The sequence below is a fragment of the Kribbella sp. CA-294648 genome (assembly GCF_050943845.1).
Classification (GTDB): Bacteria; Actinomycetota; Actinomycetes; order Propionibacteriales; family Kribbellaceae; genus Kribbella.
On sequence record NZ_CP191981.1, the window covers coordinates 8,003,199 to 8,023,500 of the forward strand.

19 protein-coding genes and 1 pseudogene are annotated in these 20,302 nt (G+C 68.5%); 11 read left to right on the forward strand and 9 right to left on the reverse strand.

Annotated features, from left to right (window positions below):
* Positions 1–740: 740 nt before the first annotated feature.
* A complete protein-coding gene (locus ACQPYM_RS38160) occupies positions 741–1,076 on the forward strand; it encodes a DUF695 domain-containing protein (protein ID WP_433023474.1) in 336 nt (111 codons plus the stop codon).
* A gap of 282 nt (positions 1,077–1,358) precedes the next feature.
* Here ACQPYM_RS38160 and ACQPYM_RS38165 read toward each other — a convergent pair.
* Positions 1,359–2,528: pseudogene (locus ACQPYM_RS38165) on the reverse strand (MFS transporter); the annotation flags it as partial.
* A 233-nt stretch (positions 2,529–2,761) separates the two neighbouring features.
* Here ACQPYM_RS38165 and soxR point away from each other — a divergent pair.
* Complete coding sequence (gene soxR / locus ACQPYM_RS38170; protein WP_433010934.1) at positions 2,762–3,226, forward strand: redox-sensitive transcriptional activator SoxR; 465 nt, start codon at positions 2,762–2,764, stop codon at positions 3,224–3,226.
* A 3-nt stretch (positions 3,227–3,229) separates the two neighbouring features.
* Here the strand turns inward: soxR and ACQPYM_RS38175 are convergent, their stop codons facing one another.
* Genes ACQPYM_RS38175 through ACQPYM_RS38200 form a run of 6 tightly spaced genes read right to left on the reverse strand, consistent with a single transcriptional unit; the run spans position 3,230 to position 7,816 of the window.
* Complete coding sequence (locus ACQPYM_RS38175) at positions 3,230–3,967, reverse strand: ABC transporter permease (RefSeq protein ID WP_433010937.1); 738 nt, start codon at positions 3,965–3,967, stop codon at positions 3,230–3,232.
* Positions 3,964–4,692, reverse strand: coding sequence for an ABC transporter ATP-binding protein (locus ACQPYM_RS38180; protein WP_433010940.1), 729 nt, complete (start codon positions 4,690–4,692; stop codon positions 3,964–3,966). Before ACQPYM_RS38180 ends, ACQPYM_RS38175 begins: the two co-directional genes overlap by 4 nt.
* Positions 4,693–4,739: 47 nt before the next feature.
* Entirely contained in the window at positions 4,740–5,291 is a 552-nt protein-coding gene (locus ACQPYM_RS38185) for an HDIG domain-containing metalloprotein (protein ID WP_433010943.1), read from the reverse strand.
* Positions 5,288–6,001: a TetR/AcrR family transcriptional regulator gene (locus ACQPYM_RS38190; RefSeq protein ID WP_433010946.1), complete on the reverse strand. Its 714-nt coding sequence runs from the start codon at positions 5,999–6,001 to the stop codon at positions 5,288–5,290. Before ACQPYM_RS38190 ends, ACQPYM_RS38185 begins: the two co-directional genes overlap by 4 nt.
* A complete protein-coding gene (locus tag ACQPYM_RS38195) occupies positions 5,998–6,861 on the reverse strand; it encodes a sugar phosphate isomerase/epimerase family protein (protein ID WP_433010949.1) in 864 nt (287 codons plus the stop codon). Before ACQPYM_RS38195 ends, ACQPYM_RS38190 begins: the two co-directional genes overlap by 4 nt.
* A gap of 22 nt (positions 6,862–6,883) precedes the next feature.
* Positions 6,884–7,816, reverse strand: a complete 933-nt coding sequence (locus ACQPYM_RS38200) for a Ppx/GppA family phosphatase (RefSeq protein ID WP_433010951.1) — start codon at positions 7,814–7,816, stop codon at positions 6,884–6,886.
* A 66-nt stretch (positions 7,817–7,882) separates the two neighbouring features.
* Between ACQPYM_RS38200 and ACQPYM_RS38205 the strand changes: the two genes are divergently transcribed.
* From ACQPYM_RS38205 to ACQPYM_RS38215, 3 genes are all read left to right on the forward strand, one after another.
* Positions 7,883–8,635, forward strand: coding sequence for a hypothetical protein (locus ACQPYM_RS38205; RefSeq protein ID WP_433010954.1), 753 nt, complete (start codon positions 7,883–7,885; stop codon positions 8,633–8,635).
* A gap of 79 nt (positions 8,636–8,714) precedes the next feature.
* Complete coding sequence (locus tag ACQPYM_RS38210; protein ID WP_433010956.1) at positions 8,715–9,347, forward strand: VOC family protein; 633 nt, start codon at positions 8,715–8,717, stop codon at positions 9,345–9,347.
* Between the two features lie 7 nt (positions 9,348–9,354).
* On the forward strand, positions 9,355–10,065 hold the full coding sequence (locus ACQPYM_RS38215) for a Type 1 glutamine amidotransferase-like domain-containing protein (RefSeq protein ID WP_433010959.1): 711 nt from the start codon (positions 9,355–9,357) through the stop codon (positions 10,063–10,065).
* Here ACQPYM_RS38215 and ACQPYM_RS38220 read toward each other — a convergent pair.
* Positions 10,051–11,592: a WS/DGAT/MGAT family O-acyltransferase gene (locus ACQPYM_RS38220; RefSeq protein ID WP_433010962.1), complete on the reverse strand. Its 1,542-nt coding sequence runs from the start codon at positions 11,590–11,592 to the stop codon at positions 10,051–10,053. The two genes, ACQPYM_RS38215 and ACQPYM_RS38220, sit on opposite strands and share 15 nt — an antisense overlap.
* Positions 11,593–11,686: 94 nt before the next feature.
* Complete coding sequence (locus ACQPYM_RS38225; RefSeq protein WP_433010965.1) at positions 11,687–13,111, reverse strand: beta-N-acetylhexosaminidase; 1,425 nt, start codon at positions 13,109–13,111, stop codon at positions 11,687–11,689.
* Between the two features lie 265 nt (positions 13,112–13,376).
* On the opposite strand from ACQPYM_RS38225, the gene ACQPYM_RS38230 reads away from it, so the two are divergent.
* From ACQPYM_RS38230 to ACQPYM_RS38255, 6 genes are all read left to right on the forward strand, one after another.
* Positions 13,377–14,609, forward strand: a complete 1,233-nt coding sequence (locus ACQPYM_RS38230; protein WP_433010968.1) for an MFS transporter — start codon at positions 13,377–13,379, stop codon at positions 14,607–14,609.
* Between the two features lie 9 nt (positions 14,610–14,618).
* The gene (locus ACQPYM_RS38235) at positions 14,619–15,317 is read left to right on the forward strand and encodes a class I SAM-dependent methyltransferase (protein ID WP_433010970.1); all 699 of its coding nucleotides are present in this window, start codon (positions 14,619–14,621) and stop codon (positions 15,315–15,317) included.
* Between the two features lie 93 nt (positions 15,318–15,410).
* On the forward strand, positions 15,411–15,959 hold the full coding sequence (locus ACQPYM_RS38240) for a hypothetical protein (RefSeq protein WP_433010974.1): 549 nt from the start codon (positions 15,411–15,413) through the stop codon (positions 15,957–15,959).
* Entirely contained in the window at positions 15,949–17,202 is a 1,254-nt protein-coding gene (locus ACQPYM_RS38245) for an ABC transporter substrate-binding protein (protein WP_433010978.1), read from the forward strand. The genes ACQPYM_RS38240 and ACQPYM_RS38245 overlap by 11 nt, the downstream gene beginning before the upstream one ends.
* Complete coding sequence (locus tag ACQPYM_RS38250) at positions 17,202–18,977, forward strand: sugar ABC transporter permease (protein ID WP_433010981.1); 1,776 nt, start codon at positions 17,202–17,204, stop codon at positions 18,975–18,977. The genes ACQPYM_RS38245 and ACQPYM_RS38250 overlap by 1 nt, the downstream gene beginning before the upstream one ends.
* Positions 18,974–20,263 (forward strand): hypothetical protein, encoded by a 1,290-nt coding sequence (locus tag ACQPYM_RS38255; protein WP_433010984.1) that lies wholly within the window; start codon positions 18,974–18,976, stop codon positions 20,261–20,263. Before ACQPYM_RS38250 ends, ACQPYM_RS38255 begins: the two co-directional genes overlap by 4 nt.
* Positions 20,264–20,302 lie beyond the last annotated feature (39 nt).

A 20,302-nucleotide genomic window follows, 5' to 3' on the forward strand; every position in this document is an offset into this window, starting at 1 on the left:
CCCGATTCCGGTTGGCCCGCAATCCGAGGGAGGATGCGGATATGCCTTTGTTCAAGCGCCGCAAGGCCGCGACCGGTGACCCGATCGCTGAGTTCTGGGCCTGGTGGACCGCGAAAGGCGCGGACGCGGTGGCGACCGCTATCGCGAAGCAGGACCCGAACTCGACCGCCGACGTGCTGTCCCACTACGTCTCGCGGATCCACGGCAACCTCGACTGGGAGCTCGGCCCTGGTCTGCACGCCTCGCACGTCCTGGTGGTGACCGCCGCCGGCGACCCCAGTACTCGCGCCTTTGCCCGGCGCTGGCTGCGGGCGGCACCGCCGTCGGACCAGACCTGGGAGTACGCCGACATGCGTCGCCCGGCGCCGGACGTCACGATCCGGTTCGAGGGGATGCCGCCGGTGCAGATCGACGCGGCGGTCGTCACGATCGAGGCTGACACCCGGGAAGCCGCCCTGCACGTCGGGGTTCACCATCCGACGTTCGGCGACCTTCCGGAGCATCTGCAGAAGCGGGTGACCTTCCTGCTGCTCGACCTGGTGCTGGGCGAGGAGCTCGTCGAGACCTGGGTCGGCGCGATCGAGACCGCGGTGGAGCGCCCTGCGGACGCAGTACCGATCACTCAGTTGCTGCCGGCGGTGGCGGCCTTTGCCGCTGATCATGTTGCCGAGGACGGTGGGCCGAGCTGGCGGTTGATGGAGGGTACGACGGCCGACGGGCATCGGCTGGTCGCGACGGCGATGGTGCCGCTGCGGTCGGTACAGCTCCCACACCTGGACACGCATGTCGCTGTCTCGGTCCCGTACAAGGCGGCTCGCGAAGACGGCCTGCCGCTGGACGAGACGCTCAGCCACCTGCGGGACTTCGAGGATCACCTGACCAATCGGCTCGGTGACTCCGGGCGGCTGCTCGCTCACGAGACCGCCGCGGGTCACCGGATCCTGCATTACTACGTCGACGGCACTACGCCCGCCGCGGCCCAGGTCGAGGCCGCGATCGCCGGCTGGCCGGACGGTCGGGTGACAGTCAACGTGTCCACCGACGCCGGCTGGGAAGGCGTCCGCCACCTCAGCTGACCTCCGCCTCAGGATCAACCCAGCGACGACAAGGCTCAAGGTCAAGCAGAGAATGCTGATGCACAGCTGCGTCAGCTGCCAGGACGAGGTCAAGGCAGCCAGCTCGGCCTGTGCCTGATCGCTGATGCGGCCGGAGCTGACCGCCGCGGCTCGGCTGGTGTCGCCCTCGAGCTTGGACGTGAGGAAGCCGAGGAGGGAAGCACTGAAGCCGGCGATGACGAGCGCCTCGGCGGCTCCGCGCAGGGTGTTCAGAAACCCGGCCGCCGCGCCGACGGTGTCCGGCGGGACGAGGCTCATCGCCTGGCCGTCAGTGAGTCCGAAGGAAGCGCCCATACCGATACCGATCAGGAGCAGCGGTACGACGATCACCGCCACCGTGTTGCCAGGACGCAGCGCCATCAGCGACAAGTTGCCGACGACAACGAAGGCCAGCGCGAGCAGGATCAGCAAGCGAGCCGAGATCCCCTTGTTCACCAGGGATACCGTGATCATCGGCATGACCAGAACAGGCGCCGTTAGCAACAACATGGTCAGCCCCGCGACAGCCGGGCTCAACCCCGTCGCGGTCTGGAGGTAGGTCGGCAGGAACACCAGTACTCCGAGAAACCCGATCGAAGTCGTCACCGTGGCCAGGCTCCACGCCATGAACTGACGGTTCATCACCAGCGCGGGAGCGAGCACCGGGGCCTCGGTACGGCGCTGCACGATCGCGAACACCACCAGGGCGAGCAGGCCGACCAGCAAGGACACCAGGATGCGGGGAGATGTCCATCCGCGGGCGGGCGCTTCCAGGACGCCGTACATCAGGATGGACAAGGCGGCGACGAACAGGATGCTGCCCAGCCAGTCGGTCGAACCACCGGGTGAGCGAGACTCGCGCAACCGGGTCCCGCCAATCGCGACGAGCAGGCCGATGATCGCGAAGACGGCGAAGCTGCCGCGCCAGCCGGTCGCCGAGATCAGCAGGCCGCACAACGTCGGGCCGATCGCGATGCCGACACCGGCCATGGTGCCCATCAGGGCGAACGCGCGGTTGCGGGCCGGCCCGTCGTACGTCGTGGCGAGCAGCGCACCGCCTGCCGCCATCATCCCCGCCGCGCCCACACCCGAGACGATCCGCGCAATGTCGGTGATCGCGATCGACGGACTGAGCGCGGTCGCCAGGAAGCCGGCCGCGAAGATTCCCGCGGTGCCGACGAACACCCGGCGCCGGCCGACCCGGTCGGCGGTCGCCCCGGCCACCAGCGTCATGGCGGCGAAGGCCAGGTTGTAGCCCGCGACCACCCAGTTCAGCGGTGATCCGGAGGTGTCGAAGTCCTTCCCGATACTCGGCAGGGCCACCGCGGTGCCGGAGATCGACATCGCGACGAGCACCACGGCCGCCAGTACGACGGGCAGGGTGGGAGTGGCGGCTCTGGTCGCCGGCTCGGCGTACGGAGGTGACGAGGTCATGACGGGCTCACTTTCGCGGGTCCGGGGAGCTAGTGCCCCGTGTCGGATCAGCTCAGCGGCTCAACCATGGTTGAGCGCAAGTCGGTCCTCTCGAGCAACCGCCACCTCGTCGATTGACCTCAACCGTACGACGGCCGACACGACCAGCCCGGCCGTCAACACCGGCAGCAAGGACCCCGCTCAAATCCCCGGTTGACCTCAACCGTGGTTGAACTCGTAGCGTCCTGGTCACGATGGACAGCTCGGTGGATCCCAACGTTCCCCTCGCGATCGGCGAGGTGATCCGGCGTACCGGCGTCTCCGCGTCCGCGTTGCACTTCTACGAGCGCAAGGGGCTGATCTTCTCGTCCCGCGACGGCTGCAACCAGCGTCTCTACGCCCGCCACATGTTGCGCCGCATCTCGCTGATCATCGTCGCCAAGCGGCTCGGCGTACCGCTGGCGGAGTTGGCAGCCATGTTCGCCTGCCTCCCGCAGGACCACTCGCCCACCCACGAGGACTGGCAGCGGATGTCGCGCACCTGGAAGCGCCAGCTCCAGGAACGCCGCCGGGTCCTCGAAGACCTGGAACACGAGCTCACCGGCTGTATCGGCTGCGGCTGCCTGTCGATGAAAGCCTGCGCCCTGCTCAACCCCGACGACACCCTGCAGGACCAAGGCCCGGGCCCGGTCCGCCTGCAGCAACCACCACGCCGCTGACAGTTACGCCGTACGGCGCCGGAGGGTTGCCGCACCGAGGGTGAGGGCGGCAAGGATGAACGCGGTCACGATGAGCGCATCCGTCCCGGCGCCCTCACCGAACCCGTTGCCTCTAGCAACACCAGCGACGGCGTCCACGGCGTACGAGAGAGGTAGTACGTCGCTGACAGCCTGCAGTACGCCGGGAAGCTGGTCGCGTGGCAGCAGCAGGCCGCAGAGCAGCAACTGCGGAATCATCACGGCCGGCATCAGCTGGACCGCCTGGAACTCCGTCGCGGCGAACGCGCTGGCGAACAGACCGAGCGCAGTACCGAGGATGCCGTCGAGGACCGCGACCACGCCGAGTTGCCAGGCGTCACCGCGAATGTCGAGGTCGAGCGCGTAGAGGGCGATCGACACCACCACGACAGCCTGGACGACGGCGATCAACGCGAAGGCGAGCGCATAGCCGAGCAGGAAGTCGAGCTTGCCCATCGGCATCGTGAACAGCCGGGCCAGCGTCCCGGTGGACCGCTCCCGCAGCGTCGCGACCGAGGTGACGATGAACATGATGATCGCCGGGAAGACGGCGAGCAGCGGCCCGCCGACCCGGTCGAAGGTGGCCGGTGCGTCCTCGAACATCCACCACATCAGGCTGACCAGCAAGGCCGGCATCACGATCAGCATCGCCACCGTCCGGTGGTCGCGGCGCAACTGGGCGATCACCCGCGCCGTCATCGCGAACGTCACTCGGAGCGTCATCGGGCACCGGCCTTCCGGTCGATCAGGGTGAGGAAGGCGTGCTCGATGTCGGCGGTGCCGACCGAGTCGAGCAGCGCCTGCGGGGTTTCGTCGGCGAGCAGGTCGCCGTCGCGCATCAGCAGTAGCCGGTCGCAGCGGCTCGCCTCGTCCATCACGTGACTCGAGACCAGCAGGGTCGCGCCGTCGGCGGCCAGCCGGTGGAACAGGTCCCAGAGGTCGCGTCGCAGGACGGGATCAAGACCGACCGTCGGCTCGTCGAGCACGAGCAGCTCAGGGCTGCCGAGGAGCGCGGCTGCGAGCGAGGCCCGGGACCGCTGACCGCCGGAGAGCCGGTCGACGCGTTCGTCCGCGTGACTGCGGAGATCCACGGCATCGATGACCCGATCGACATCGCCGGCCGGAGCATCAAGGACCGCGGCGAAGAAGCGCAGGTTCTCCGTGACGGACAGGTCGCCGTACACACTCGGCTCCTGGGTGACATAGCCGATCCGCCCGCGCAGCTTGGCGGCGCCGGCCGGCAGGCCGAGCACCTGGACATCGCCGGTGACCTTGGCCTGCAACCCGGCGATGGCCCGGATCAGCGTGGTCTTGCCGCAGCCGGACGGGCCGAGCAGCCCGATCACCGATCCGGCCCGGAGATCGAAGCTGATGCCGTGCAGGACCTCACGGTCCCCGCGCACCACCACGACATCCCGGCAGGACACCGCTACCTCGTTTTTCATCATGTGATGAATTTAGCGCCAAGCTCGACTGCTGGCAACTGGTCGGAGAGTCAGCTGAGGAGAGGCAGCTCGGGCTCGCCGTACTGGTCGACCAGCCCGGCGAAGCGACTGGCCTTGTCCGCGCCGAAGCGCAGTACGGAGGTCTGGTACTCCGCGGCGGTGACGAACTTCGGCGGCGTGGTCTTGCTGTGGAACTTGTCGGCGTACATCACCAACTCCTCCTCAGCCGTCTCGGCCAGATAGTCGCCAGGCGGGATCGGAAGGTTCTGCCGTACGACGTCCTCGCGGCTCAGCCCCACCCCGGTGTGATGCGAGCAGAACCGGCAGAGCTCCTCCGGGAAACCCAACTCCTGCAACAGCTCATGCCCGAGTACGCCGTGCCGGAGGTATCCGGAGCCGTCGAGCTGATAGACCCCGATGTCGTGCAGGAGACTGCCCGCGCGGACCAGGTCGACATCCACCGCAAGGTTGTTGCGCGCGATCAGCTGCTCGGCCAAGTCGCAGACGATCTGGCAGTGGGTGTGGACGAGTTCGAAGGCCTCGCGGGTCGGCGCGTACTGCGCGTGCAGGTCGCGGATCTCGCTGTCGGTGGGCAGCTTCACGCCGTCAGGTAGTGCTGCAGGGTCGGGGCTATCCGGTCGATCAGGTCGGGGACGCTGGCAGAGGCCATCGGCTCGACCTCCACCACGTACCGCGCCATCGCCAATCCCATCAGCTGGCTCGCGACCAGCGTCACGCGGAACTCGGCATCCGGTACGTCGAGGGTCTTCGAGACCGGCTTGATGATCAGCCGGGTGATGCCCTCCCGCATCATTCGGGCGACCTCGTCGTGGCCGGCCATGCTGCGCAGCAGCGCCTTCATCCGCTGCTGCCCCTCCGGTGACTCCCAGACGGACAGGAAGGTGGTGACGATCCTCCGGCCGAGCTCGTCGCGCGGACCTTCCTGCACCCGCGCGGCCACCTGCCGTGGATCGATCGGCAGCCCGATCGCTTCGATGAACAGCTCGTCCTTGCCGGCGAAGTAGTGGTGCACGAGCGCCGCGTCCACCCCGGCCTCGCGGGCGACCGCGCGCATCGACGTCGCCGCGAATCCCTTGCTGGCAAAGGATTCCCGGGCCGCCCGGACGATCTCTCCACGAGTGTCCGGCCCACCAGGCCGGCGCCCAGGACTCCGCGAGCCCGCAGCGGACTTCGCCGTACTGCGGGGAGTGCGGGTCGTGCGCGCCTTGCCGGTGGCGGGTTTCGGCGTACGCCGGGAGCCGGGATCTGGTGTCGGCACGTTGCCCGCGGCGGCCGGCGTACTGGGGCTCACGTGGTCAGCTCCGACACCTCGCCGTCGCTGGTCACGGCGAAGGCTTGGCGCCGGTACGTGACGGCGTCGGCGGTGCGGGCGAAGTGCTTGCGGGTGAACTCGAGCGACTCGATCAGGTCGACCTCGCGCTCGGACCGGCTGGTCGCGCGGCGGGTGTTGATCTCGATGATGATGTGCCCGGCGAAGTCCTGGTTCGCCAGCCCCTGCAGCAGATCGCCGGCGCGCTGGGTGCCACGACCCGGTACCAGGTGCTCGTCCTTGGCCGAGCCGGTGCCGTCGGTCAGATGCACGTGCTTCAGCGTCTTGCCCATCGTCGCGGCGAGCTCGACGCAGTCCTGCTCGGCGGTCGAGGAGTGCGACAGGTCCAGCGTGGTGTGGGCGTACGACTGCTCGGTCGGGTCCCAGCTCGGCGCATACGCCTGCAACCCCTTGCCCGGCGCGCGCCACGGGTACATGTTCTCGACCGCGAAGATGATCCCGGTCTCCGCCTCCAGCCGCGCGATGCCCTCGACGAACCCGCGCGCGTAGTCGCGCTGCCACCGGAACGGCGGGTGGACGACCACCACGTCGGCACCCAGCGCGGACGCCGCCTCGGCACTGCGCTCGAGCTTGCCCCACGGGTCGGTGCCCCAGACCCGCTGAGTGATCAGCAGGCAGGGCGCGTGGATCGCGAGCACCGGCAACTGGTGGTAGTCGACCAGCCGCTGGATCGCGTCGATCTGGGTGCTCAGCGGATCGATGCCGACCATCACCTCGACGCCGTCGTACCCGAGCCGGGCGGCCAGCTCGAAGCAGCTGGCGGTCGACTCCGGGTAGACCGAAGCGTTGGACAGGCCGATCTTGGCGGTCTCGCGGGTCATTTCGTCGTGCCTTCGCGCTTGTTCATCGGGGCTGCAACTGGTCCAGACGGGACAGAATCACGCCTTCGCGCAAAGCCCACGGACAGACCTCGAGCGAGGTCAGGTCGAAAAGGTCCATCACGGCGTCGGCAACGAGTGCACCGGCGACCAGCTGGGTCGAGCGGCTCGCGGAGACACCCGGCAACTCGGCGCGCTCGGCGGCCGTCATCGCGACCAGCTTGGGCATCCACTCGGCCAGGTCGTCGCGGCTGAGCGAACGCGGTACATAAGGGCCGTCATCGGACGGAGCCGCCCCGCAGATCCTGGCCAGCGACCGGAACGTCTTGCTGGTCGCCACGGCCCGCTGCGGCTTGCCGGCCCGCAGTACGTCGCCGGCGACGGCCGCCATCTCGACCCGGATCCGCTTGCGCAGCTTCCGGACCTCGTCCTTGTCCGGCGGATCCGCGGTCAGCGACTCGCGGGTCAGCCGGCCGGCCCCCAGCGGCACGGACACCGCCACCGTCGGCTCTTCGTCGGAGCCGGCCGCGATCTCCAGCGACCCACCCCCTATGTCGAAGACCGCCAGGCGTCCGGCCGACCAGCCGAACCAGCGCCGGACTGCCAGGAACGTCAGCCGCGCCTCGTCCTCCCCGGTCAGCACCTGCAGGTTGACCTCGGTCTGCTCGCGGACCCGGTCCAGCACCTTCTCACCGTTCGGTGCCTCGCGCAGGGCGGAGGTGGCGAAGGCGAGGACGGACTCGCAGCCCTTGTCCTCGGCCAGCTCGGAGGCCTCCTTCACGAAGGAGACCAGCTCGTCGGCGCCGGACTGGGCGATCTTGCCGTCCTTGTCCAGATGTTCGGCCAGCCTCAGCTCGGTCTTGTGCGAGTACGCCGGCAACGGCGCGGCACCGCGATGTGCGTCCACCACGAGGAGGTGGACGGTGTTGGATCCCACGTCGAGTACGCCGAGCCGCATACCCTCACGCTACTGGACTCCTGGTCTCTGGCTGAGCGGGCGGCGGGAAAGACGTACTCTTTGCACGTGCCTGAGGTATCTCTTGACTTCCCCCGCGCCTATGTCGAGTTCGTCGACCCCGACGATGCCGACCAGGTCTACCGGTGTGACCTGACGTGGCTGACCTCCAACTGGACGTGCATCTTCGGTGGCGGCTGCAACGGCATCTACAAGGGCCGTCCGAACGACGGCTGCTGCACGCTCGGCGCGCACTTCTCCGACGAGGAGGACGAGGCCCGGGTCAAGGGTTACGTCAAGCAGTTGAGCAACGAGGACTGGCAGTACCGCAAGGAGGGCAAGAAGAACGGCTGGGTCGAGACCGACGACGACGGCGACCGCAAGACCCGCGTCTGGGAAGGTGCCTGCATCTTCCTGAACCGGCCGGACTTCCCCGGTGGTGGCGGCTGCGCGCTGCACGGTCTGGCGCTGAAGAAGGGCGTCCACTTCGTCGAGACCAAGCCCGACGTCTGCTGGCAGCTGCCGATCCGGCGGACCTTCCGCGAGGTCGAGCGGCCGGACGGTACGTCGTACACGGAGGTCGGGATCGGGGAGTACGACCGGCGCGGCTGGGGGCCGGGTGGGCACGACCTGGACTGGTACTGCACCGGCAACACCGAGGCGCACATCGCGGTCGAGGCGGTCTTCGAGTCGAGCAAGGTCGAGCTGCAGACGCTGATGGGGCTGAAGGCGTACGACGTACTGGCGGAGTACTGCCGGCAGCACCTCGAAGCGGGTCGTCAGCTGCTCCCGCACCCGGCGTCGAAACCGCTGTTCTCCTGACCTCTCCTTCTGGTTAGGTTTGCCTTCCTTCGACACCCCGGATCCGCGCCGTGGCCCGATAGCGGACACAATGACTGACATGCGCTTGGATCATCTTTCATATGCGGCGGGGCCCGACGGGTACCAAGCGACGGTCGAGCGGTTGTCGGCCGTGCTCGGCGCCGAGTTCGTCGACGGCGGGGTGCACCCGCGCTTCGGCACGGTGAACCATGTCCTGCCGCTGGAGAACGACCGCTACATCGAGGTCGTCGACGTGCTCGACCACCCCGCCTCCGACAAGGCGCCGTTCGGCCAGGCCGTCCGCGCCCGCAAGGAACTCGGCGGCGGCTGGCTCGGCTGGGTCGTTGCCGTCCGCGACATGCCGCGGATGGAGCAGCGGCTCGGGCGCGAGGCGGTCCCCGGCAACCGGCACCGCCCGGACGGGGTCAACATCACCTGGCGCCAGATCGGCGTCAAGGGCCTGATGTCCGACCCGCAACTGCCGTTCTTCATCCACTGGGACGACCTGACCCAGCACCCGTCGGTCGGCGGCAAGGGCGTCAAACTGACCGGTCTCGAGATCGCCGGCGACCCCACCCGAGTCACCGACTGGATCGGCCACCCGGCCGACCACCTCCTCGACGACCTCGACGTCGCCTGGGTAGGCCCCAACGGCCAACCCGGCCTGGTAGCCGCCATCTTCCAAACCCCCGACGGCATCGTCCGCCTCTGACCCGGCGTTGAGCCGCACCCAGATCCTCGCGGTCTCCGGCATCCTGACGGGCGACCGCTCGCGCACCCGCGACCTGATCTCGTACGCCGTAGCGCTGGCGGGCGTCAGCGGCCCCGCGAAGCTCTGCTTCATCCCCACCGCCGAGGGCGACAACCCGGCGGTGGTGCGCTGGTTCGAAGATGCCTTCGGTAACGACCCGGCTGTCGATCCGACTGTCCTCACGCTGTTCACCCGGCCGAACGTCGCCGATGTGCGCTCGTTCCTGCTGGAGCAGGACGTGGTGTGGGTCGGCGGCGGCAGCGTGGTGAACCTGATGGCGGTCTGGCGAGCGCACGGGCTGCCCGAGATCCTGCACGAGTGCTGGCAGAACGGCGTGGTGATGGCCGGCCAGAGCGCCGGCAGCCTGTGCTGGCACATCGGTGGACCGACCGACTCGTTCAGCGGCTCCCTCGATGCCTTCAGTAACGGACTCGGCTGGCTCCCGTGGAGCAACGGCGTCCACGACGACCTGGTCGACCAGCCACGGCGTACGACGTACCGGAAACTCGTTGCCTCGGGCGCGCTTCCGCCAGGCTATGCGACCGAGGACGGCGTGGGTCTGCACTACGTCGACGGCGCCTTCCATGAGGCCGTGTCGGTGCTGCCTGATGCGCGGGCCTGGTACGTCGAGGCGAGCGGCGAGGTGGAGATCGTGCCTCGGTATCTAGAGAAGCTCTAGCTCTGCCAGAGACGTTTCCAGGTGGGTTAGGAGGCGTTGTAGGTGGGGGACGGTGCGGCGGCAGCCTACTAAGCCGAAGTGGAGTTGGTGGGCGTAGCTGGTGACGCTGATGTTGAGGGCCTGGCCGTTGAGGACGATTGATGCGGGGTAGAGGCCTAGTAGGCGGGAGCGGTTCCAGTAGAGGGGGCTCTCGGGTGGGCCGGGGATGTTGGAGATGACCAGGTTGTATGGGGGTGGGGTGCGGCCTGCCAGGCCGGGGATGACTGCGGCTGGGCCTGCCGCGCCGACGCCGAGTGCTCCCACCATCAGGTTCTGCAGGGGACTCAACTGGGACAGGAATCCCTTGCCGTAGGCGGTGGAGTCCATGATGCGGGTGATTCGGCGGGCGGGGTCGGGTTCGTCGGTGGCCAGGTCGGCCATCAGCGTGGCCAAGGAGTTCGCGCCACCCGGAGCGGCCTTGCCGGTACTGCGGAGCGAGACCGGCACCATCGCCGTCAATGCCTTGTCCGGAAGGGCGTTCAGCTCCAGCAAGTAGTTGCGCAAGGCACCCGAACACATCGCCAGCATCACGTCGTTCAACGTCGCGCCCGTTGCCGCCCGCACCTTCTCCAGCCGTTCCATCGGCCAGGACTGCGCCGCGAACCGGCGGGCCCCGGTGATCGGCTGGTTGAAGATCGTCTGCGGCGCCTGGAACGCGACCGACGAGTGCTCGTTCCCCAGCCTCAGCATCGCACCGCGCAGCCCTACTGATGACAACCCGGCCAGATCCGCCAGCACCCGCCCCACCCCACCAACTGCGCGGCCAGCCTCACCCGGAAGCCGTCCCACCGCCGCGAAGAGCTCAGCCATCGTCGGCACTCCGCCACCGGCAACCCCGGCCTGCGCAGTCCCCGCCGCCGGCTCCGACCGGTTACTGCGAGACCGGTCGTCAAGCCCTCCGGGCTGGTCCATCGGGAGGGCGTAGGGCGCCGACATCCCGGGCTGGTGCAGCGGGAGGGCGTAGGGGGCGGGCATCCCGGTCCGCTCCGGGTCCGTGGTGAGCATCTGCTGCATCCAGCGCAGTGCGGTGACGCCGTCGACCATCGAGTGGTGGATCTTGGTGTAGATCGCGAACCGGCGCCCCTGCACGCCTTCGATCAACTGCATCTCCCACAACGGCCGGCGCCGGTCGAGCAGCGTGCCGTGCAACCTGCTGGTCAGCTCGAACAACTCCCGGTACCGCGCGGGACGGGCCAGACCGGACAACCTGACGTGGTACTGCAGGTCGATCTCCCGGTCCTGCTCCCACGACCAGTACCCCAGGTCCTGCGGCTTGTTCCGCACCCGCCGGCTGAAGACCGGGTTGATCGTCTGGCCCTGGGTGATCTCCTGGTAAAGCCGCGACACGTAGTCCCGCGTCCCATCCGGAAACACCTGGTCCCGGGCACCGTCCGGCAACTCGAAGAGCATCAGGCCGCCGACGTGCATCGGCTGCTCGCGCGTCTCGCCGAGCAGGAACATCGCGTCCAGCGGCCCCACCGCGGTCATCTGCCCTCCCCGAACGAAAGCGCCTCAGGCTGTTGTCCGTGCTGACAGCCTGAGGCGACTTTAGTTACCCGCGCAGTATCTGCAAGGTCAGGGGTCAGTCGAGCGGGCGGTAGTTCAGGCCGAGCGCCTCGATCCGAGCCAGGTGCGGACGCAGTCGGCCGAGGAACTCGTCGTACGACGTCTTCGGCGAACCCCAGGCGCGTTCAGCGAAGGCGGACAGGCGCGGGAAGAGCATGTAGCCGACCCGCTCCGGGTCCTCCATGTACTCGGTCCAGATCTGGCACTGGGTGCCGACGATCCGGGCCTCCTCCTCGGCGGACAGGCCGGGCGGGATCACCTCGAAGTCGTAGACCGTGCGCAGCGGGATGTTGCCGCCGATCGCGAGCGGCTCGGTGGCCGGGTCACCCTGGTAGTAGTCGAAGTACACCGATTCGCACGGCGCCATCACGGTCTCGTGCCCGGCCTTCACCGCGACCTCGCCGCGCTGGGCGCTCCGCCACGCCATGATGACCGCGTCCTTCGGGCAGTCGGTCTCGACCATCTCGTCCCAGCCGACGAGTCGCCGGCCGTCCTCGGTCAGCACCGCCGAGACCTGCTCGGTGAACCAGCCCTGGAGCTGCCCGGCATCGGTGAGCCCCAGCTCGGCCTGCCGCGCCTGCGCCGCTTCCGACGTACGCCACTGGACGTCCGGGCACTCGTCGCCACCTAGGTGGATGTACGGACTCGGGAAGATCTCGAGCACCTCGCGCAGTACGGTCCGGACGAACTCGACCGTCTCGTCGTTGACGTTCAGGACGTCGTCGCTGATCCCCCAGATCTGCCGGACGCCGAGCTGGCTGTCGGGGTTGTTGCCCAGCTCCGGGTACGCCGCGATCGCCGCCTGCATGTGCCCGGGCAGGTCGATCTCCGGTACGACGGTGATGCCGCGCTCGGCCGCGTAGGCGACGATCTCGCGCAGGTCGTCCTTGGTGTAGAACCCGCCGTGCCGTTGCCCGTCGTACGTGAACTCGGTCTGGCCGTGCGACATCTTGCCGACCATGGTCTCGGGCCGCCAGGCGCCGACCTCGGTCAGCTTGGGGAAGGCGTCGATCTGGACCCGCCAGCCCTGGTCGTCAGTGAGGTGCAGGTGCAGCACGTTCAGCCGGTGCAGCGCGATCGCGTCGATCACCCGCAGCACGAACTCCTTGGGCATGAAGTGCCGGGCGACGTCCAGCATCAGCCCGCGCCAGCCGAACCGCGGCGCGTCGGCGATGTGCACGGCCGGCACGGCGAGGCCGCCATCGGTCTCGGTCGCCGCGTCGAGCAGCTGGCGATAGGTCTGGTCGGCGTACCGCAGCGACTCCTCCGAGCCGGCCGACAGCCGGGCGCCGTCGGGCGTCACGTCGATCCGGTACTCCGTCTCGCCGAGGTTCTCCACGACGGTACGAACGGCCTCGGTGGCCGGGTCGGCGGCGACCCAGTGGCCCTCGCCGGTGACGAGCTCTCGGGGGGCGGGGACGATCGCGATCTGTTCGGACATCCGGACTCCAAAATGAGGGCATGGGAACTGATAAAAGAAAGCTTCCAGCGAAAAGCCGCTTGCGGTGACCCTACCCGCGCTCAGGCCTTCACGCCCAGCGTAAGTCCACGCTCTGAACTGCATAAAACAGCCAATGATGAGCACTATCGAGCAACACGAGGGGTGGAGAAACTGGCTGCCGCAGCAGCGTTCCGGGTGAGAAGGTAGGCCTGTGCCCGCCGACTCAGCCCCGCCCGAACCGAGCGTTCCGCAAGACGTCGTACCCGTGACTGCTGCTTCGTTGCAGCGGGGGACCTTGTGGGTGCTGGTGATCAGCAACGTGCTGGGCGGGGTCGCGGTCGCGAGCGGGTTCGCGGTGGCCGCGTTGCTCGCCGAGAACATCTCGGGGTCGACGTCGCTGGCAGGACTGGTCGCGACCTCCACAACGCTGGGCGCGGCGGTTCTCGCGGTGCCGCTGGCCAAGCTGGCCCGCTCGCGGGGACGGCGGATCTCGTTGACCGCCGGCTACCTGATCGCCGTCGCGGGTGCGTTGCTCAGCATCGTCGCCGCGCAGATCGACTCACTCCTGCTGCTCCTGGTGGCCGGCTGCTTGTTCGGCAGCGGCTCGGCGGCCAACCTGCAGTCCCGGTACGCCGCGACTGACGCCGCCGCTCCCGACCGCGTCGCCAGCTCCTTGTCGATGGTCGTCTGGGGAACCACCATCGGAGTCGTCGTCGGCCCCAACCTCACCGGCATCGGTGGCTCACTCGGATCGTCGCTCGGCATGCTCGCGCTGGCCGGTCCCTACATCTTCTCCGTCGCCGCCTTCACACTCGCCCTGGCGACCGTCTGGTTCGGTCTGCGCCGCCTGCAACAGGTGACGGTCCGGCCCACCACCCTCGAGCGTCAGCCGCTGAAAACCACCTTCCGCCGGGTGATGGCGATCCCGAACGCCCGGCTCGGACTGCTGGCGATCGCCACCGCGCACGCTGTGATGGTCGGCGTGATGTCCATGACGCCGGTCCACCTGCGCCACCACGGCGCCTCGCTCACCATCGTCGGGTTCGTCATCAGCGGCCATGTCGCCGGCATGTACGCCCTGTCTCCGGTGATGGGCTTCCTCGCCGACCGGATCGGCCGCATCCAGACCATCGGCATCGGCCTGACCATTCTGACCGCGGCGATGACGGTGGCGGCCCTGGCTCCGGACGACGCGCACAGCCTGACAGCGACCGCGCTGGTACTCCTCGGCCTCGGCTGGTCGGCCTGCCTGGTCGCCGGTTCGGCGCTGCTGTCCCGCTCGGTCCCGGAAGACATCCGCACCTCCGCCCAAGGCCTGTCCGACCTCACCATGGGCGTGCTGGCCTCCATCGCCGGCACCGCCGCCGGACCGGTCCTTGCCCAGCTCGGCTTCCACTGGCTCGCAGTACTGTGCGGCATGCTGCTCGTCCCGGTCGCAGTACTGGCCCTGGCAACCGCGAGAAACCAGTACTCCGGTACGCCGGCCGCGGGTGGTTAGGGTTGCGGGGTGGTGAACATCGCGGAGGGCGGGATTCCGAGCCCGAACATCTGGCATCACCCCGGTGTTTACGAGGTGGAGAACCGGGCGGTTGATCCGGACGGGGTGATCGAGCCGGCGATGCGGGCGATCCGGGACTGGGACGGTGCGACGGTTCTCGATCTGGGGTGTGGCACCGGCTATCACTTGCCCAGGTTCGCGGCGACTGCGCGTCAGGTGATCGGGGTGGAGCCGCATGGCGAGCTGGTGGGCGCTGCGCAGCGGCGTACCAGGTTGCTCTCCAACGTCGAGGTGCGGCAGGGGACGGCGCAGAAGTTGCCGGTCGCGGACGCGTCGATCGATGTGATGCACGCGCGCTGGGCGTACTTCTTCGGACCGGGCTGCGAGCCGGGTCTGGCCGAGCTGGACCGGGTGATGCGCCGGGGCGGGACCGCGTTCGTGATCGACAACGACGGCAGCCGGTCGACCTTCGGGCGCTGGTTCAGCGAGTGCTATCCGATGATCAAACCGGCCGAGGTGGAACGCTTCTGGCTGAGCCGCGGCTGGCAGCGGACCGCACTGGACATGGGCTGGCGGTTCGAGCGGCGGGCGGACCTGGAGGCGGTGATCCGGATCGAGTTCAAGCCGGCCGACGCCGAGCGGATCATCGCCTCGCACACCGGCGTCGACGTCGACTATGCGATCAATTTGTGGAGCAGAACGTACTGACGCAGAGTGCTTGAGGACGCGCGCAGGGCTGCGGAGAACCTCAGGTGCCCCTAAGGTAAGCATTCGCACCTATGTGGGAGGCGCCAAGGCGGGATGGACGGACTGCTGCTCGAAGGGCTGCCTGGGATACCCCGGCGCCTAGAGGTCATCCGTGGCGAGCAGCGAGCCCTGGTGGTCCCCGAAGCGAGTACTGCGCGGCTGCTGGCTGATGTGATCAGTGGACTCGACGAACCACCCGCAGACGCGATCATCAAGGCCAGTGGCGCCGTGCGGCTCGTCCCTGCCGAAGGCGGCCTGCTCCCCCACCTCACTGTGCTCGGCAACGTGGTGCACGGCCATACGGTCACTCACCGCGTGACCCGCCGGGCTGCGGCCGAGGAGTGTCGAGTCACCGCCAGCCGCTGCGGACTGGAAGACGTACTGGACCGCTACCCGCACGAGATCACACCAGGCCGTCGCCGCCTGGCCGGAGTAGCCCGGGCACTCCGCGCGCACCCCGCTGCCATAGTCTTGGAGGACGCTGCGGGCTTGCCCACTTGGGGATCGCTGCTGCAGTTCGACAACCCCGAGCTGTGGTTCCCTGCTCTGCTGCTGATCACTACCGACCCAGCCCGTACTACGGGGTTCCAGCATGCCGACTAGCCGCAGAGCCTTCCTCGGAGCCTCCGCCGCACTCCTGGCGGCCGGCTGCTCCGGTACTCGCGACGTACTCGGTCTCCGCCGCAGTGTGCGCATCGCAGTGAGCTGGAGCAGCCAGGAGTTGCGTGCCTTCAACTCCGTGCTCGATGGCCTCGGGGAGCTGGACTACCCGGTCGAGGTGGTTCCGCTCGGCGATGACATCTCCACCGCGTTCGGACCGCGTTCCGCCCACCGGCCCGACCTGGTGATGCTGCCGCAGCCAGGTCTCGTCCCCCAGCACAAGAAGGATCTGGAATCGATGCCGGACGACCTGGCCGCGCGGGGCCGCGCCCGGCTCTGGGACGAACTGCTGGTCATCGACGGTACGACGTACGGGCTGCCGTTCAAGACTGCTCACAAGTCCGCGGTCTGGTACCGGCCGTCGGTGCTCGAGAAGGCTGGGCTGCGGCCGCCTACGCAGTGGAGCGAGTGGCTCGAGGTGAACCGAACGCTGTCGCTGGCTGGTGTCCGGCCGCTGGCGTTGGCGGCTGGAGACGGCTGGGTGCTGACCGACTTCCTGGAGAACGTGTTGCTGGGGTCCTCGCCGTCGGCGTACCAGGCGTTGGCCAGTGCGGCTCGCCCACGGCCGTCAGAGTTGCCGCAGTTCAGTGCGGCGCTGCGACTGCTCGGCACGATGTGGTCGACTCCAGGGGCGTTGGCAGGTGGAGTGGAGCGGTCGCTGGTGCAGCAGTTCCCCGATGCGATCGTGGAGGTCTTCGGGCACCGCCGGGCCGCCATGGTGCTCGCGTCCGACTTCGCGGAGCCGGTAGTGCGCTCGTTCGCGGCCGACCCTGCTGACATCGGCATGTTCACCTTCCCGCCGATCAGTCCGGGCGCCACGGCTCCGGTCGTGGTCGGTGGCGACGTGATGGTGCTGCCGAAGCCGGCGAGTGACGATGCCCGCGACCTCGTTCGCCGGCTGGCAGCGCCTGCTGCCGTGGATCCGTGGATCGCAGCAGGTGGCTTCCTGGCCGACGGGCGAACCACTGGCTACTCCCCTGAGCTCACTCGGCTCGCCCGGCAACTGATCGCGCCAGGGAACTCCTTGCAGTTCGACCTGTCCGACCGGCTCGGACCACTGGGTGCCATGAACGGGCTGTGGCACGTACTGACCGACTTCCTGGTGCGGATCGGCAACCGCGGCAACGACGTCGTACCGGAGGCCGTCGACGTCGCGCTGGCCGAGCTGAAGAAGGTGGAGAGCTGATGGGGCTGCAGAGCAACGGCCTCTCGCTCGAGATCGTCGGACGGGAGATCAGTGGGCGCCCTGTGCCGGGCAAACCCCGGCGACCGGCAGGGCCTTATCTACTGGGTCTTCCGGCCCTCCTGCTGAGTTCCTTGCTGCTCATCCCGATCGCCGTGACGGTAGTGGCCGCCTTCAGACGCCCGGACGGCTCCTTCGGGTTCGGCAATTTCGCAGTGATGGGCGACCCGGCCGCACTGCATGCCGTTGGCAACAGTCTGGCGTGGATCGCGGTGGCGCTCGGACTGGTCTTGGTCGGCTTCCTGCTGGCGCTGGTCAGCTACCGGCTGCCCGGCCTGTCGACGTTTCTCCAACCTGCGTTGGTGATTCCGTTCGCTGTGTCCGTGCTGGTGTCCGGGGTGACGTTCCGGCTCATCTTCGACGCCACCCCGGAACGCGGCACGCTGACCGCGGTCTGGACCAAGCTGTTCGGCTCCAGTCCGGTCTGGCTCGGTCCTGGGCTGTTCTGGCTGGTACTGGTGTCCGCCTTCGGCTGGACCTGGCTCGGGTACGTCGTATCGCTGTTCCGCGCCGGTCTCGACGCCATCCCCGACGACGTGAGCCGGACAGTCGCGGCCGAAGGGGTCACCGGTTGGCGCCGACTGCTGGCCCTGGAGTTGCCGCTCCTCAGGCCGATCACCGGTGTGGTCACGCTGACTCTGGTGATTGCGGCGGTCCGGGTCTTCGACCTGGTGCTGATCGTGGTCCCAGGGCCGATGCAACGCGACGCGGACGTGCTCGGACTCAACTGGTGGCGTGCTGCCGGCACAGGCGAACCAGCAGGCCGTACTGCGGCTCTGGGCGTTGTGCTGTTCGCGATCGTGGCGGCTGTCGCAATCATCGGGGTGCGCGGGTTGCGGCGTCGACGGTGGGCGCTGCCGGTGAGTGTGGTTCGTACTGCCCCTGCACTGGGACGGTCACGGCCTAGTCGGCGGTCACGGCGGATCGGCTGGACTGTCGGGTTCGCAGTGAGCCTGTTCTGGATCCTCCCGGCCGTTGTGCTGCTGGCGACTGCGCTGCACTCGCCCCGTGAGGCCGGGCTGCGTGGGTGGTGGTCGCTTGAGGGGTTGGGGTTCGAGTCGTTTGCCGCTGCAGCTAATGCAGGCTTGTTGCGGGCATTGCTGTCGACCATGCTCATCTCCACGATTGCCACCGCAGTGTTGCTGGTCATCGCGGTGCCTACGGCGTACCTGGTGGCGTGGGGTGGGTTGCCGCAGTGGCTGGGCCGCGTGGTGACCTCATCCTTTGTGGTGCTGGCAGTGACGCCGGTGCAGATGTACGCCGCGCCGCTGCGAGACGCGATCGACGCGGCGGGGTTGACCGGGTCGCGGGTCGCGTTGGCCTTGGTGCACGCGGCTGCTGGGTTGCCGTTCGCAGTACTGCTGCTGCGGTCTGCGTTTGCTTCGGCACCACCTGTCCTGGTAGCCGAGGCGCTGCAGGGGCCGGCGCGGCAGAGCGCAGTACTGGCTACTGTGCAGCGGACCTACCGGCCTGCGCTGGTTGCTGTTGCTGTGCTGGAGTTCGCGCTGGTATGGAACGACTTCATCGTCGGCTTCCTGATCAGCGGACCCGGTACTACGCCGCTGTCGCTGGTGCTGTGGGGTGAAGCGCGGCAGTTCTCGTCGTCCAGTGGGACCGTCGCCGCAGCCGCCGTCGTGGCGTCGGTAGTGCCTGCCGTGTTGCTGCTGTCGTTCTGGCCGACTGTGGTGCGTGGGTTGACCGTCGGGAGCAAGCCGTGACGCCGGTCGAGCCGGAGAAGCCCGTCAAGCAGGAAGGGCGGCGTGGTGACGTCTTCGGCATCAGTGCGCTGGCATCTGGTCTGCTGCTGGGTCTTGCGGGCGAGAAGCTGTCGCAGAGTCTCGACCATGGTGGCTGGATCAGTGTGGTGGGGATCAGCCTCACCATCCTGTTCACCCTGATCTGGGCGATCTACAACGCGCCGGTCGGACTGCGTCGCTACCGCCGCTGGCGGGCGGGCACGCCGCGGGAGCTGACTGAGCTGCATGTCGCCGCTGAGGAAGCCGAGCAGTGGCTGGTGTCGCTGGGCTCGGACGCGGGTGGGCTGGCGGCCGCGGAGTGGTTCCAGCAGCAGGAGCCGCGGCTGCGGGAGTTGCTGTCGACAGAGAAGGCGCGGGAGGACAACGCGGACGACATCGCCAGGATCTGTGACGCCTTGGAGGCCTGGTACCTGAGACGGCAGGACGCCCGGGCCTTGCTGGAACTCAGTGAGTTCCTTGCGGCGGTGGGCGACGGCTGCGGACGGCGCGAGCTGACAGAACTCGCCGCGGCGCGGGCGGCCACGGCGTACCGGCTGATGGGTGATCTGGAGGCGGCCAGTACTCGGCTGGGGATCTCGGACAACGTGGCGACGCATGGCCGTACTGCGGCGGCGCTCACCACGCGTCGGCAGGTGGAGCGGGCGTTGCTACACCTAGCGAGGGCAGAGCAGGCGCCGGCGGGCAACGATCGCGACGAGGCTGTGCTGAACGCACGGGATCGGCTGGACGATGCACGGCTTAGCAGGCCGGGTCCGGACTTGGCTGCTGACGTGGCGATTCAGATCAACCTTGCGATCGTGCTCCTCTACCAGCAGGACCCGGAGGGCGCGCTGGACCAGCTACGGCCGGCCGCTGCCCGCGCGTCGGTCGCGGGCGATGCGAGTGCTCACGCGCATGCGCTTGAGCTGACGGGAGTGGCCGCGTGGATGCAGCGCAGCCCGCGGGAGGCCAAGCGCTGGTGGCAACAGGCGGAGCACTTGTACGCGGAGGTCGACGAGGTTGAGGGGCGGGCCCGCTGCCTACAACACCTCGGCTCGGCGGAGGTCGTCGCAGGGCGCCTCGACAACGCCCGCGCCTACCTCGAACAGAGCGCTGGCCTCCGCGGCGGCGACTCCCGCCACCCTGTTCTCGCCCGATACTTGAAGGCAGCCCGCGATTCCTCCGAAGCCCCACCGGTCCCCGACGACTCCCCTGGTCACCCCGGCACCAGCTGGCTCCGCCGCCTACTAACCCGCCTCCGCCGCTGACTCGAAGAGGGTGCACGCGATTGGCTACGTGGCCTGTGG